General features: G+C 64.7%; 10 protein-coding genes and 1 tRNA gene. 8 read left to right on the forward strand and 3 right to left on the reverse strand.

What is annotated here, in order from left to right; all coding sequences use genetic code 11:
• The first annotated feature begins 265 nt into the window (after window positions 1-265).
• Both P9255_RS22865 and lolA read left to right on the forward strand, forming a co-directional pair.
• A complete protein-coding gene (locus P9255_RS22865) occupies window positions 266-2,590 on the forward strand; it encodes a DNA translocase FtsK 4TM domain-containing protein (protein WP_309790470.1) in 2,325 nt (774 codons plus the stop codon).
• A complete protein-coding gene (gene lolA / locus P9255_RS22870; RefSeq protein WP_404980391.1) occupies window positions 2,587-3,297 on the forward strand; it encodes an outer membrane lipoprotein chaperone LolA in 711 nt (236 codons plus the stop codon). Before P9255_RS22865 ends, lolA begins: the two co-directional genes overlap by 4 nt.
• A 159-nt stretch (window positions 3,298-3,456) precedes the next feature.
• Here the strand turns inward: lolA and P9255_RS22875 are convergent, their stop codons facing one another.
• Complete coding sequence (locus tag P9255_RS22875) at window positions 3,457-4,386, reverse strand: LysR family transcriptional regulator (RefSeq protein WP_309763074.1); 930 nt, start codon at window positions 4,384-4,386, stop codon at window positions 3,457-3,459.
• A gap of 117 nt (window positions 4,387-4,503) precedes the next feature.
• Here P9255_RS22875 and speB point away from each other — a divergent pair, with 117 nt between their 5' ends.
• Entirely contained in the window at window positions 4,504-5,514 is a 1,011-nt protein-coding gene (gene speB / locus P9255_RS22880; protein ID WP_404980392.1) for an agmatinase, read from the forward strand.
• Window positions 5,515-5,694: 180 nt separating this feature from the next.
• Here speB and cytX read toward each other — a convergent pair whose 3' ends face one another.
• Complete coding sequence (cytX, locus tag P9255_RS22885; RefSeq protein WP_309763073.1) at window positions 5,695-6,999, reverse strand: putative hydroxymethylpyrimidine transporter CytX; 1,305 nt, start codon at window positions 6,997-6,999, stop codon at window positions 5,695-5,697.
• Window positions 7,000-7,234: 235 nt separating this feature from the next.
• Between cytX and P9255_RS22890 the strand changes: the two genes are divergently transcribed.
• The 3 genes from P9255_RS22890 (at window position 7,235) to P9255_RS22900 (ending at window position 10,249) form a co-directional block, all read left to right on the forward strand.
• Window positions 7,235-8,551, forward strand: coding sequence for a replication-associated recombination protein A (locus P9255_RS22890; protein ID WP_309763072.1), 1,317 nt, complete (start codon window positions 7,235-7,237; stop codon window positions 8,549-8,551).
• A gap of 199 nt (window positions 8,552-8,750) precedes the next feature.
• Window positions 8,751-10,049 (forward strand): serine--tRNA ligase, encoded by a 1,299-nt coding sequence (gene serS, locus P9255_RS22895; RefSeq protein ID WP_309763071.1) that lies wholly within the window; start codon window positions 8,751-8,753, stop codon window positions 10,047-10,049.
• A gap of 109 nt (window positions 10,050-10,158) precedes the next feature.
• Window positions 10,159-10,249, forward strand: a tRNA-Ser gene (locus P9255_RS22900).
• A gap of 91 nt (window positions 10,250-10,340) precedes the next feature.
• Here the strand turns inward: P9255_RS22900 and P9255_RS22905 are convergent.
• Window positions 10,341-10,586, reverse strand: coding sequence for a hypothetical protein (locus P9255_RS22905; RefSeq protein WP_309790471.1), 246 nt, complete (start codon window positions 10,584-10,586; stop codon window positions 10,341-10,343).
• Between the two features lie 313 nt (window positions 10,587-10,899).
• Here P9255_RS22905 and map point away from each other — a divergent pair, with 313 nt between their 5' ends.
• Together map and P9255_RS22915 are read left to right on the forward strand one after the other, a co-directional pair.
• The gene (gene map, locus P9255_RS22910) at window positions 10,900-11,682 is read left to right on the forward strand and encodes a type I methionyl aminopeptidase (protein WP_309763068.1); all 783 of its coding nucleotides are present in this window, start codon (window positions 10,900-10,902) and stop codon (window positions 11,680-11,682) included.
• A gap of 167 nt (window positions 11,683-11,849) precedes the next feature.
• Window positions 11,850-12,374 carry a GNAT family N-acetyltransferase gene (locus P9255_RS22915; protein ID WP_309763067.1) on the forward strand — a complete coding sequence of 175 codons (525 nt, stop codon included), beginning with the start codon at window positions 11,850-11,852 and terminating at the stop codon, window positions 12,372-12,374.
• Window positions 12,375-12,399: the final 25 nt, after the last annotated feature.

Below are 12,399 nucleotides of genomic sequence, written 5' to 3' on the forward strand. Positions count from 1 at the left end.
CGTAGTTGGATGCAAGTCCTCGATTATAAAGGTCCGTGCGAAAGCCTTCCGAGTGAACCTTTCAATCGCTTTGATAGGCTTCCGTAGAAGATTCGACGCGAAAACGGCGCGCGCGCGGCATGTGAGGAGTGTTACAGGATGCAAGAACGCGCCCGTTTTTGCGCCTTTCCCCGCAATGCAGCGTTTACAATAGGCCACCGTTCGTACGGCCCCATTCGCCATCGGCGCTCATCAACCACGGGCCGCAAAAAGCGACACCGAATCAATGGCAAAAGCATCCTATTCCGCGAGCCCGCAGGCGTTGCCTCACCGCATGTCGCGGCTCTTCACCGAGATTCGCTGGATTCTCCAGGTCGCGCTCGGCCTGTTCCTCGTGATGGCGCTGATTTCCTACAGCCGCAAGGACCCGAGCTGGACGCACGCGGTCAGCGTCGATCACATTTCAAACTGGGCAGGCCGCGTCGGCGCGTACACGTCGGACATTCTGCTGCTCGTGTTCGGGCTGTCGTCGTACTGGCTCGTCGTGCTGCTCGGGCGGCGCATCATCGCGAATTACCGGCGCATCAGCGAGCCGGCGGCGCAGTCATTGAAGGACGATGCCGACGCGCCGCGCGACCGCACGTGGCTCGCCGAAGCGTTCGCCTTCGTGCTCGTGCTGCTGGCCAGCGACGGCATCGAGGCGCTGCGCATGTGGTCGCTCAAGGTGCCGCTGCCGCGCGCGCCGGGCGGCGTCGTCGGCGATCTGATCGCGCGCCATGTATCGCATGCGCTGGGCTTCACCGGCGCCACGCTCTTTTTGCTGATCGCGCTGGCAATCGGCCTGTCGCTCTACTTCCGGTTCTCGTGGCTCTCGGTTTGCGAGAAGGTCGGCGAGGGCATCCTGAACGCAATCACCGGCGCGCAACTGCGGCGCGAAGCCGGCCGCGACCGCAAGCTCGGCGAGGAAGCCGCATCGAAGCGCGAGGGCAAGGTCGTGCGTTCGCGCGTGAAGCAGGAGGACCACGAGCCGGTCGTGATCGTCCCGCCGGTCGCCACGCCCGCGCGGTCCGAGCGCGTCGAGAAGGAAAAGCAGGCGCCGCTCTTCACGAACCTTCCGGGCGATTCGACGTTGCCGGCCATCTCCCTGCTCGATCCGCCGCCGAAGACGCAGGAGACCATCGCTGCGGATACGCTCGAATACACATCGCGTCTCATCGAAAAGAAGCTGAAGGACTTCGGCGTCGAAGTCAGCGTCGTCGCGGCGTATCCGGGGCCGGTCGTCACGCGCTATGAAATCGAGCCGGCGACGGGCGTGAAGGGCAGCCAGATCGTCGGTCTGGCGAAGGATCTGGCGCGTTCGCTGTCGCTCGTGTCGATTCGCGTCGTCGAGACGATTCCCGGCAAGAACTTCATGGCGCTCGAATTGCCGAACCAGCGCCGGCAGACGGTCAAGCTCTCGGAGATCCTCGGCTCCGAGGTGTACGCGAACGGCGCGTCGCCGCTCACGATGGGCCTCGGCAAGGACATCGGCGGCAATCCGGTCTGCGCCGACCTCGCGAAGATGCCGCACCTGCTGGTCGCGGGCACGACGGGTTCGGGCAAGTCGGTCGGCATCAACGCGATGATCCTCTCCCTGCTCTACAAGGCAAGCGCGGATCAGGTGCGGCTCATCCTCATCGATCCGAAGATGCTCGAAATGAGCGTCTACGAAGGCATTCCGCATCTGCTGTGTCCGGTCGTCACCGACATGCGGCAGGCGGGGCATGCGCTCAACTGGGCCGTGGCCGAGATGGAGCGCCGCTACAAGCTGATGAGCAAGATGGGCGTGCGCAACCTCGCGAGCTTCAATACGAAGATCGACGAAGCAAAGAAGCGCGACGAGAAGATTCCGAATCCGTTCAGCCTGACGCCGGACGATCCCGAGCCGCTCACGCGCCTGCCGAACATCGTCGTGGTGATCGACGAACTCGCCGACCTGATGATGGTCGTCGGCAAGAAAGTCGAAGAGCTGATCGCGCGGATCGCGCAGAAGGCGCGGGCGGCCGGCATCCATCTGATTCTGGCGACGCAGCGGCCGTCGGTCGATGTCATCACGGGCCTCATCAAGGCGAACGTACCGACGCGCATGGCGTTCCAGGTGTCGTCGAAAATCGACTCACGCACGATTCTGGATCAGCAGGGCGCGGAATCGCTGCTCGGCATGGGCGACATGCTGTATCTGCCGCCGGGCTCGGGCCTGCCGGTGCGCGTGCACGGCGCGTTCGTATCGGATGAGGAAGTGCATCGCGTGGTCGACAAGCTGAAAGAACACGGCGAGCCGAATTACATCGAAGGGATTCTGGAGGGCGGGCTGGCGGGCGATGGCGACGAAGGCGCAGCCGGCGCGGGCGCGGGCTCGGCCGACGGCGAAGCCGATCCTTTGTACGATCAGGCGGTGGAAGTCGTCATCAAGAACAAGCGCGCTTCCATTTCGCTCGTGCAGCGGCATTTGCGGATCGGCTATAACCGGGCGGCGCGGCTTCTGGAACAGATGGAGAACTCGGGTCTCGTGTCGGCGATGTCGTCGAACGGCAACCGGGAGATTCTCACGCCGGCGCGCGAGGCGGAATGAGCGTCGCGCACGGTGAGCATTATTTGGAGAACGAGACTATGAAGCAACGAACGGGGAAGATATTCGGCGCGGCGATTCTGTCGGCGTCGATGCTTTTCGCGGCGCAGGCATTCGCGAGCGGCACGGAGCAGTTGAAGCAGTTCGTGTCGCAAGTTCACGCGGCGCGAGGCGAATTCACGCAGCAGGAAGTGAAAGCGCCGGGCAGGGCGAACAATGGCGCGGCGGCCACGCCCACAGCGTCGAAGGGCGCGAATTCCAGCGGCACGTTCATGTTCGCGCGGCCGGGCAAATTCATCTGGTCGTATGAGAAGCCGTATTCGCAAGTGCTGCAGGCGGACGGCGACAAGCTCTACGTGTACGACAAGGACCTGAACCAGGTGACGGTTCGCAGCCTCGGCGGTGCGCTCGGCGCAAGCCCGGCTGCGATCCTCTTCGGCAGCAACGATCTCGACAAGAACTTCACGTTGCGCGATGCGGGCGTGAAGGGCGGCATCGACTGGCTGGAACTGACGCCGAAGGCGAAGGACACGCAGTTCGAGACGGTCGGCATCGGCTTCAAGGACGGTAATTTGCAGGCGATGGAATTGCACGATGTGTTCGGTAACGTCACGCTGCTTACGTTTCTGAACATCCAGAAGAACCCGCCGATCAAAAGCGATACCTTCAAGTTCAACGTGCCGAAGGGCGCGGATGTGATCAACGGGTAAAGAGATGCCGCCCGACTTCCCATCGGGGCGTTTTGGATAGTCAGAAGAACCCGCCGATCCACGGCGGGACTTCAATTTCAGCAGGTCAAGCAAAGCGCGGCTCTCTCGGGCCGCGCGTCATTTGCGGTCTCGGCTTTTAGTGATAACCGGCGAGGAGCGTCACTGCTTTCTAGCTGCAAGACACTTCGGTGCATGCGCCGCGCTCATATCCTCGATAAACGCATCGAGAATCTCGTTGCGTTCTCCGCGATCCCGCCGCGCGCGCGTCACCATCTGGAAGGCGACGCGATAACGCATCGTCGCTTCGTTCAGCGGCGCAAGCAGTCCGTCGTCCACATACGACGCGGCGAAGTGCTCCGGCAGATAGCCGAGATGCCGCCCCGACAGCACCAGCATGGCGACCGCTTCCATATTGTCCGCCACCGCGCTGATCGAGCGCGGCGTCAGCGCGCCCGCTTCGGGCAGCGGATAGCTGCGCCACGCCCAGTCGTGTTCGGCGGCCTCATCGAGCGACACGTCGCCCGCGCGGGCGTAGAGCGGATGCGTGCGCGCGCAATACGCGAGCTGATCCTCCGCGAAAATTTCCGTGTAATCGAGCGACGGCACGCGATGCCAGAAATATCCGATCGCCATCTGAATGCGCCCGGCAAGCAGCATCTCTTCCAGTTCGCTGGGCGACCGGACGAGCACGGCGAAGCGCACCGATTCGTCGCGTTCCCGAAAACGCGCGATGGCCTCGCCGATGCGCGCGTTGGCGCTGACCGGCGTCGTGCCGATCATCCCGAGCGTCAGCGTGCCGACGAGCTTTCTGCCGACGTTTCGCGCGGTGGAATCGAACGTATCGACGGCGACGAGCAGCGTCCGGCAGGCATCGACGAATTGCTCGCCGCGCGCGGTGAGTGCGAAGCCGCCGCGTCCGCGGTCGCATAGCCGATAGCCGAGCCGCGTTTCGAGCGTCGCGAGTTGCGTGCTGATGGTCGACTGGCCCACGTTCAGCGTTGCCTGCGCGGATGAAACGCCGCCCGCATCGACGATGGCCAAAAAGACGCGGATGAGCCGCAAATCCAGGTCCGAGAGGTGAGTGAACATGCGTGCCGCCGTTAGATCGATTCGTATCGATGTGTAGTTGATGCCGGCGGCATTTTAACTTGGCGGGAAAGGCGGTACTAATGAGGTTTGTCAGCCTTTCAGCTCACATTCACTGCCATGAATACATCGTCGCTTTTCGCTCCCGCCGAACACTTCGATTCGCACTTCCGCGATCATCGCGCCGAGCGGCCGCAGCCGCTGTCGGGCAATCAGATGCCGCGCTGCGGCGGAATCACGACGATGATGCGCCTGCCGCACGTCGCATCCGCCGCCGGGCTCGACGCGTGTTTCGTCGGGGTGCCGTTCGATCTCGGCACGTCGAACCGGACCGGCGCGCGCTTCGGGCCGCGCCAGGTGCGCAACGAATCGGTGCTGCTGCGCCCCTACAACATGGCGACGCGCGCCGCGCCGTTCGACTCGCTGTGCGTGGCGGATGTAGGCGATGTGGCGATCAATCCGTACAACCTGCCCGATTCGATCGACCGGATCGAGCGGGCGTATCGCGAGATTCTCGAGCACGATTGCAAGCCGATCACGCTCGGCGGCGACCACACCATCGCGTTGCCGATCCTGCGTGCGATCCACGCGAAGCACGGCAAAGTCGGCTTGATTCACGTTGACGCCCACGCGGACGTCAACGACACGATGTTCGGCGAGAAAATCGCGCACGGCACGCCCTTTCGCCGCGCGGTGGAGGAGGGCTTGCTCGATTGCGAGCGCGTCGTGCAGATCGGCCTGCGCGGAACCGGCTACGAAGCGGGCGATTTCGACTGGTGCCGCGAGCAGGGCTTTCGCGTCGTGCAGACGGAGGAATGCTGGAACAAGTCGCTCGCACCGTTGATGGATGAAGTGCGCGCGCAGTTGAGCGACGGGCCGGTGTACATCACGTTCGATATCGACGGCATCGACCCGGCGTTCGCGCCCGGAACCGGCACGCCGGAAATCGCGGGACTGACGGTGCCGCAGGCGCTCGAAATCGTGCGGGGCGCGTGGGGCTTGAATATTGTCGGCGCGGATCTGGTGGAAGTCGCGCCGCCTTACGATCCGTTCGGCACCACTGCGTTGCTGGCGGCCAATATCGCGTTTGAATTGCTGTGCGTGCTGCCGGGCGTGGAGCGGCGCGTTTGAGCGCGCAGGCGATACGCCGAGGCGGGCGCGTTACGCGCTGAACGCGCAGCGGCGGCGCGGCTGAACGCGCACGAACGGTTCGATCCGGCGTGCGCGCCATGCACTTTGCGCAAAGCGTGCTTCGCGCTATGCGGATGGCGTTGCGCTCCGTCCTCGCTCAGAGCGTCGCGCAAGACGCCTTCACGAAGCCAGCGCCGCCCGCCGCGCCGATACCAGCAGCAGATAGCACGCCGCACCGAGCGCGAGCGCCGGCAGCGTCGCGCCGAGGTTCGGCAGCCACTGGTTGATCGCGTGATACGCCGCAATGCCGATTGCCCATGCGACGAACGCGCTCACGTGCCAGCCGCCGGAATAGCCGTAGCGCCCGTCGATGCGCCCGAGCGCCGCGGCATCGACCCGGCGCTTTCTCACGATGAAGTGATCCGCCAGCACCACGCCGAAGAGCGGCGCGAACACCGAGCCGATCAGCAGCAGGAAGTTCTGGTACTTGCCCATGGCGACGAAGAGCGCGACCAGCGTGCAGAGCGCGCCGTAGCCCGCCGACAGCATCGGCACGCTGGCGCGCGCCCAGAACGTGCCGGTCGAAACGGCGGCCGAGTGGATATCGGCGAAGGCGTTGTCGATTTCATCGATCAGGATCAGCAGCAGCGCGACGCCGCCGCCCGCCTGCGCCAGCGCGACGGTCAGAAGCGCATCGCCGCCGCCCGCTGCGAGGCCGTACACCGCGCCCAGCGCATAGAACCACAGGTTCGCGATGCCGTAGCCCAGCAGCGTGCCGCGGAACGTGCCGCCCGCGCTGCGCCCGAAGCGCGTGTAATCCGCGATGAGCGGCAGCCACGAAAGCGGCATCGCGACGACCAGATCGATGCCCGCGCCGAACGCCATTTCGCCGGTGCCGGGGCGCGCCAGGAGCGAAGCGAGGTCGTGCGTCGAAAGCAGATTCCACGTGAGCCAGCCCGCGCCGCCGAGCAGCAGCCAGATGCCCCACGTCCGCAGAAAGCGCCGCACGAAGGAGAGCGGGCCGCTCACGGCGAGCAGCGTCGCGAGCGCGCCGAAAAGCAGCGTCCAGACGAGCGGGATCGACAGATGGAAGGATTGCTTCGCGAGCGCGTCGGCGGAATCGCGCATCACGATGATTTCAAACGAGCCCCAGCCGACCAGTTGCACCGCGTTCAGCACCGCCGGCGCCGACGCGCCGCGCACGCCGAGCGTCGGGCGCAGCGACGACATCGCCGCAAGCCCCGTATCCGTGCCGATGACGCCGGCAAGCGCGAGCAGCACGACGCCGATCGCCGTGCCGATGACGATGGCGGCGAGCGCGTGCGGCAGCGACAGCCCCGGCACCAGCAGCGCGCCCGCCTGCGCGACCAGCAAGCCGATGCCGAGCGAAAACCACAGCGCGAACGCGTCGCTCGTGCCGAAAGCGCGCCGCTCGGAGGGCACCGGCGTGAGCGGCGCGTAGGTGGACGTGTTCTCTTGCTGCATCGGATCGGATCCCCAGGTTGTGTCGGTTCGGAATGACGGCCGCCGCCGTGAATCATGTGCAGCTTCCGGCTGTCATAATCCCCGGAATCGTTACCCGTTTTGCGCCACGGCTGGCCGCGCGGATACCTGGCCGAATGGCCGATGCACCGCGCTCCATGAAAAGCGCAAGATTATCGCCGCGTTCGGTCTGCGTGCGATACGCGCGCCAACCTGCATCTATTGCGTCCACAGCACCATGTTCGAACAAAATCGTGGCAACGTTCCGCTCGCGGAGCGCCTGCGTCCCCGCACCATCGACGATGTAATCGGCCAGAAGCATCTGCTCGGGCCCAACAAGCCGCTGCGCGTCGCCTTCGAATCGGGCGAGGCGCATTCGATGATTCTCTGGGGCCCGCCCGGCGTCGGCAAGACGACGCTCGCGCGCCTGATGGCCGCTGCGTTCCACGCGGAGTTCATCTCGCTGTCGGCGGTGCTGTCGGGCGTGAAGGACATCCGCGAGGCCGTCGAGACTGCGCAGATCCATCGCGCGAACGGGCGGCAGACGCTTGTGTTCGTCGACGAAGTGCATCGCTTCAACAAGAGCCAGCAGGACGCGTTCTTGCCGCATGTCGAATCGGGCCTGTTCGTGTTCGTCGGGGCGACGACCGAGAATCCATCGTTCGAGGTGAACAGCGCGTTGTTGTCACGCGCGGCGGTGTATGTGCTCAAAAGCCTCGATGCCGACGAGCTGAAGGAACTGCTCGAACGCGCGACCGCGGAGCTGGGCGGCCTGACGTTCACGGACGAAGCGCGCGACGCGCTCATCGGCTCGGCGGACGGCGACGGGCGCAAGCTCCTCAACAACCTCGAGATCGTCGCGCGCGCGGCGGCGCAACAGAAGACAACCGAAGTCGACGGCGCGTTGCTCGGCAGCGCGCTCGCGGAAAACCTGCGGCGTTTCGACAAGGGCGGCGACGCGTTCTACGACCAGATCAGCGCGCTGCATAAGTCGGTGCGCGGCAGCAACCCCGACGCGGCGCTCTACTGGTTCTGCCGCATGATCGACGGCGGCGCGGACGCGCGTTATCTCGCGCGGCGCATCGTACGCATGGCGTGGGAGGACATTGGGCTGGCCGACCCGCGCGCCGCGCGCATCGCGCTCGATGCCGCCGAAACGTACGAACGCCTCGGCACGCCCGAAGGCGAACTGGCGCTCGCGCAGGCGCTGATCTATCTCGCGGTCGCGCCGAAATCGAATGCGGGCTACAACGCGTATAACGAGGCGCGGCGATTCGTCGGCAAGGACCAGTCGCGCGGCGTGCCGGTGCATCTGCGCAATGCGCCGACGAAGCTGATGAAAGAGCTCGGCTACGGCCACGAATATCGCTACGCGCACGACGAGCCCGACGCTTACGCCGCCGGCGAAACGTACCTGCCGGACGGCATGCGCGATCCACACTGGTATCAGCCGACGCCGCGTGGGCTGGAAGGCAAGATCGGCGAGAAGCTCTCGCGGCTGGCCGAACTGGACGATGCCTGGCGGCGCGAGCATCGGGATGGCAAGAAGCGGTGATGCGATGGCCGTTTCGCTCCTGCGCGATGCGAATTTCGTCAGGCGAGCGGGCGAGGCACGCTGGCCGGCGCGGACGATGCACTAGACTTTCCACTGCACTTTCGTTTCGCCTTCGCACACGGCGCCGGTTGCCGGATAGCGGCCAATTGTCGGTACGCTAGAATCGGCGTTTCCGAATACTTAACAAAAGCAGCCCGCCATGCTCGACATTCAACTCCTCCGCAAAGACCTGGACGGCGTCGCGAAGCGCCTCGCCGATCGGGGCTATACGCTCGACGTCGCCGCCTTTGCCGCGCTCGAAGCCGAGCGCCGCGAGATCCAGACCCGCACCGAAGAACTCCAGGCGCGCCGCAACAGCCTGTCGAAGCAGATCGGTGCGATGAAAGGCCGCGGCGAGGACGCCTCTGCCGTCATGGCGGAAGTCGGCGGCATCGGCGAGACGATGAAGGCATCGGCGGCGCAACTGGACGACGTGCAAAAGCGCCTGTCGGACCTGATGCTGACCGTGCCCAATCTGCCCCACGAAAGCGTGCCCGTGGGCAACGATGAGACGCAGAACGTCGAAGTGCGGCGCTGGGGCGCACCGCGCGCGTTCGATTTCGAAGTGAAGGATCACGTCGATGTCGGCGCGCCGCTCGGTCTCGACTTCGAAACGGGCGCGAAGCTGTCGGGCGCGCGCTTCACGCTGCTGCGCGGACCGATCGCGCGGCTGCATCGCGCGCTCGCGCAGTTCATGATCGACACGCATACGGAGCAGCACGGTTATACCGAGGCTTACACGCCGTATATCGTCAATCCGGAGATTCTGTACGGCACCGGCCAGTTGCCGAAATTCGCCGACGACATGTTCCGCGTGGAGAAGGGCGGCGACGAGAACACGGTCACGCAGTATCTGATTTCGACGTCGGAAATCTCGCTGACGAATACGGTGCGCGACAGCATCCTCGAAGCGGGCGCGCTGCCTGTGAAGCTGACGGCGCATTCGCCGTGCTTCCGTTCCGAGGCGGGTTCGTATGGACGCGACACGCGCGGGCTGATCCGCCAGCATCAGTTCGACAAGGTCGAGATGGTTCAGGTCGTCGCGCCCGAACATTCGTACGCGGCGCTCGACGAAATGGTCGGCCAGGCAGAAGCCATCCTGCAGAAGCTCGAACTGCCGTACCGGGTCATTACGCTGTGCACGGGCGACATGGGATTCTCCGCGGCGAAGACGTTCGACCTCGAAGTCTGGTTGCCGGCGCAGAACACGTATCGCGAAATTTCGAGCTGTTCGAATACCGAGGCGTTCCAGGCGCGGCGCATGCAGGCGCGCTTTCGCAACGCGCAGGGCAAGCCGGAGTTCGTGCACACGCTCAACGGTTCGGGGCTGGCGGTCGGTCGCACGCTCGTCGCGGTGCTCGAAAACTTCCAGAACGCGGACGGCTCGGTGACGATTCCGGCGGCGCTGCGCCCGTACATGCGCGGTGCGGAGCGTATCGAAGCGGGTGCATCGGCGTGATGCTTATTTGCAAAAAGGTGCTTGAAAACTTCCGAGTCTTCGATATACTTTCATTCTTCGTTGAGCAGCGACCCGCTTGGCGAAGGCCGGCAGAAGCAAGCTGGTAGACGGAAAGGTGGCAGAGTGGTCGAATGTACCTGACTCGAAATCAGGCGTACGGTTTCCCCGTACCGTGGGTTCGAATCCCACCCTTTCCGCCAAAATTCAAAACCCCGCAAGTCGAGAGACTTGCGGGGTTTTTCATTTCCGGTCTATGTGCGGACCCGCAAACCGCCGGGTCCGATACCGACCTCAAACCGCGCACCGCGCCACGTCGAACCTCATCTCCGGCTCGGGCACGCCGCCATCGTCGCTCGCCGACTGCTGCACCTTCACGATCGATCCGTACCCCGACGGCGTCAACGTCACAAGCCAGGCATTCGATCCGACGAGCAGCTCGGTGGAACCCTGGTCGCGCATCACTTGCGCCGACGGTAGCCTGCGCTGCAGGCAGCTCGATATATCCGATGCCGCGCGCGCCGACGAGACATAGATCACGGGTTTCGATGCCCGTAACTCGGGACCACTGGTCGAACTGCACGCGGCAAGCGCCCCGGCAGCCGAGGCAAAAGCGAGAACGACAAAAACACGATGCAAGGTCATAACGCTCCGTAAGAAAACCCAATTGGCCGACGAACGCGACATGCGCCGAAACGGCGGGAAAGGCCGTCCTCGAAGCGCGCGCGCCCGTTGCCAGGAGCGGCAATGCTATCATCGGGCCCATTGTCCTCGTGCGCGGCGCACCATCGGCAGTCGCCAGCGGCGGCGCCCGGCCCGCATGCAGGCGGCACGAATCCACCCGCATCGCTCAATGGCCATCACCCTCAAGACTCCCGCCGACATCGAGAAATTGCGCATCTCAGGCCGCATGGCCGCCGAAGTCCTCGCGATGATCGCCGAACACGTGCGCCCCGGCGTCACGACCGACGAACTCGACGCCATCTGCAATCGCTTCATCGTCGACGAACTGAAGGCCATCCCCGCGAACGTCGGCTACATGGGCTTTCCGAAGACGGTCTGCACGTCGGTCAATCACGTGGTCTGTCACGGCATTCCGGGGCCGAAGGAATTGAAGGATGGCGACATCGTCAACATCGATGTCGCGATCATCAAGGACGGCTACTTCGGCGACACGAGCCGCATGTACTACGCCGGCACGCCGGGCAAGGAAGCGCGCCGTCTGACTGAAACGACATACGAAGCGATGGTCGCCGGCATCCGCGCGGTGCGTCCCGGCGCGACGCTCGGCGATATCGGCTTCGCGATTCAATCGGTGGCGCATCGCGAAGGCTTCTCCGTGGTGCGCGAGTATTGCGGCCACGGCATCGGCCGGGTGTATCACGAAGATCCGCAAGTGCTGCATTACGGCCAGCGCGGCGCGGGACTGCGTCTCAAGCCCGGCCTCGTCTTCACCATCGAGCCGATGATCAACGCGGGCCGCGCGGCCACGCAGCAATCGCGCGATGGCTGGACCGTCACGACCAAGGACCGCTCCCTGTCGGCGCAATGGGAGCATATGGTCGCCGTCACCGAAGAAGGCTTCGAGCTGCTCACGCCCTGGCCCGACGGCACGGGTCCGTATGCCCAGCCGTGAACGGGGCGACGTCTGGAAAAACGCGAAAGCGTGCGCTGTAAAGCACTTTCCAGGATTTAGGAATTGACGGGTTCGCCCGTTCGGATGAAGCTACGCGAATGGGCCTGCGCCCGGGCCGCCGCGAGGCGCCTCAGCACAGCCAGAAAGCCAGAGAGATAATCGCCCGCATGAGTCCCTCACTGACCGTCAGCCGCATCGGCGCGCAACAAGGTTCGGTTTTGCGCGAGCTTCGCACGGCATCGCTGCGCGAAGCGCCGTACGCGTTCGGCGAAACACTGGAAGACACGCTGCTCGTCGATCCCGCTTCCTTCGACGATGCCGCCTCGCTGCACGCCGGCTCGCCCCGGCTCGCGACATTCCTGCTGTACACCGAAGGGCATCCGGCCGGGCTCGTGCATGCGTATATCGAAGAAACCGATGACAGGCGCGCGTTCGTGAGCGCGCTCTGGGTCGCCCCGGCGGTCCGTCATTTGCGCGGCGGCGAACTGCTCGTGAACTTCGCATCGCAGTGGCTCGCGGAGCAGGGCGCATCGGAAGTGCATGCATGGATCGCCGATGAGAACCGCAACGCGATGCGCTTCTACGAACGCCTCGGCTTCGGCCCCACCGGCGATCGACGCGCGATGCCGATGCACGAGCAGGAAGCGGAATCGCTCTACGTGCGTCACATGAAGTCCGGACACGACGTTTAAGCCCTTCGGTCAAGCCTCTGCATCG

Source organism: Caballeronia sp. LZ019 (genome assembly GCF_031450825.1).
Taxonomy (GTDB): Bacteria; Pseudomonadota; Gammaproteobacteria; order Burkholderiales; family Burkholderiaceae; genus Caballeronia.

What these genes read in the sequence shown, in the direction of transcription:
- P9255_RS22865 (WP_309790470.1), top strand. Translation starts at nt 266, where the DNA reads ATGGCAAAAGCATCCTATTCCGCGAGCCCGCAGGCGTTGCCTCACCGC.
- lolA (WP_404980391.1), top strand. Translation starts at nt 2,587, where the DNA reads ATGAGCGTCGCGCACGGTGAGCATTATTTGGAGAACGAGACTATGAAG.
- P9255_RS22875 (WP_309763074.1), bottom strand. Translation starts at nt 4,386, where the DNA reads ATGTTCACTCACCTCTCGGACCTGGATTTGCGGCTCATCCGCGTCTTT.
- speB (WP_404980392.1), top strand. Translation starts at nt 4,504, where the DNA reads ATGAATACATCGTCGCTTTTCGCTCCCGCCGAACACTTCGATTCGCAC.
- cytX (WP_309763073.1), bottom strand. Translation starts at nt 6,999, where the DNA reads ATGCAGCAAGAGAACACGTCCACCTACGCGCCGCTCACGCCGGTGCCC.
- P9255_RS22890 (WP_309763072.1), top strand. Translation starts at nt 7,235, where the DNA reads ATGTTCGAACAAAATCGTGGCAACGTTCCGCTCGCGGAGCGCCTGCGT.
- serS (WP_309763071.1), top strand. Translation starts at nt 8,751, where the DNA reads ATGCTCGACATTCAACTCCTCCGCAAAGACCTGGACGGCGTCGCGAAG.
- map (WP_309763068.1), top strand. Translation starts at nt 10,900, where the DNA reads ATGGCCATCACCCTCAAGACTCCCGCCGACATCGAGAAATTGCGCATC.
- P9255_RS22915 (WP_309763067.1), top strand. Translation starts at nt 11,850, where the DNA reads ATGAGTCCCTCACTGACCGTCAGCCGCATCGGCGCGCAACAAGGTTCG.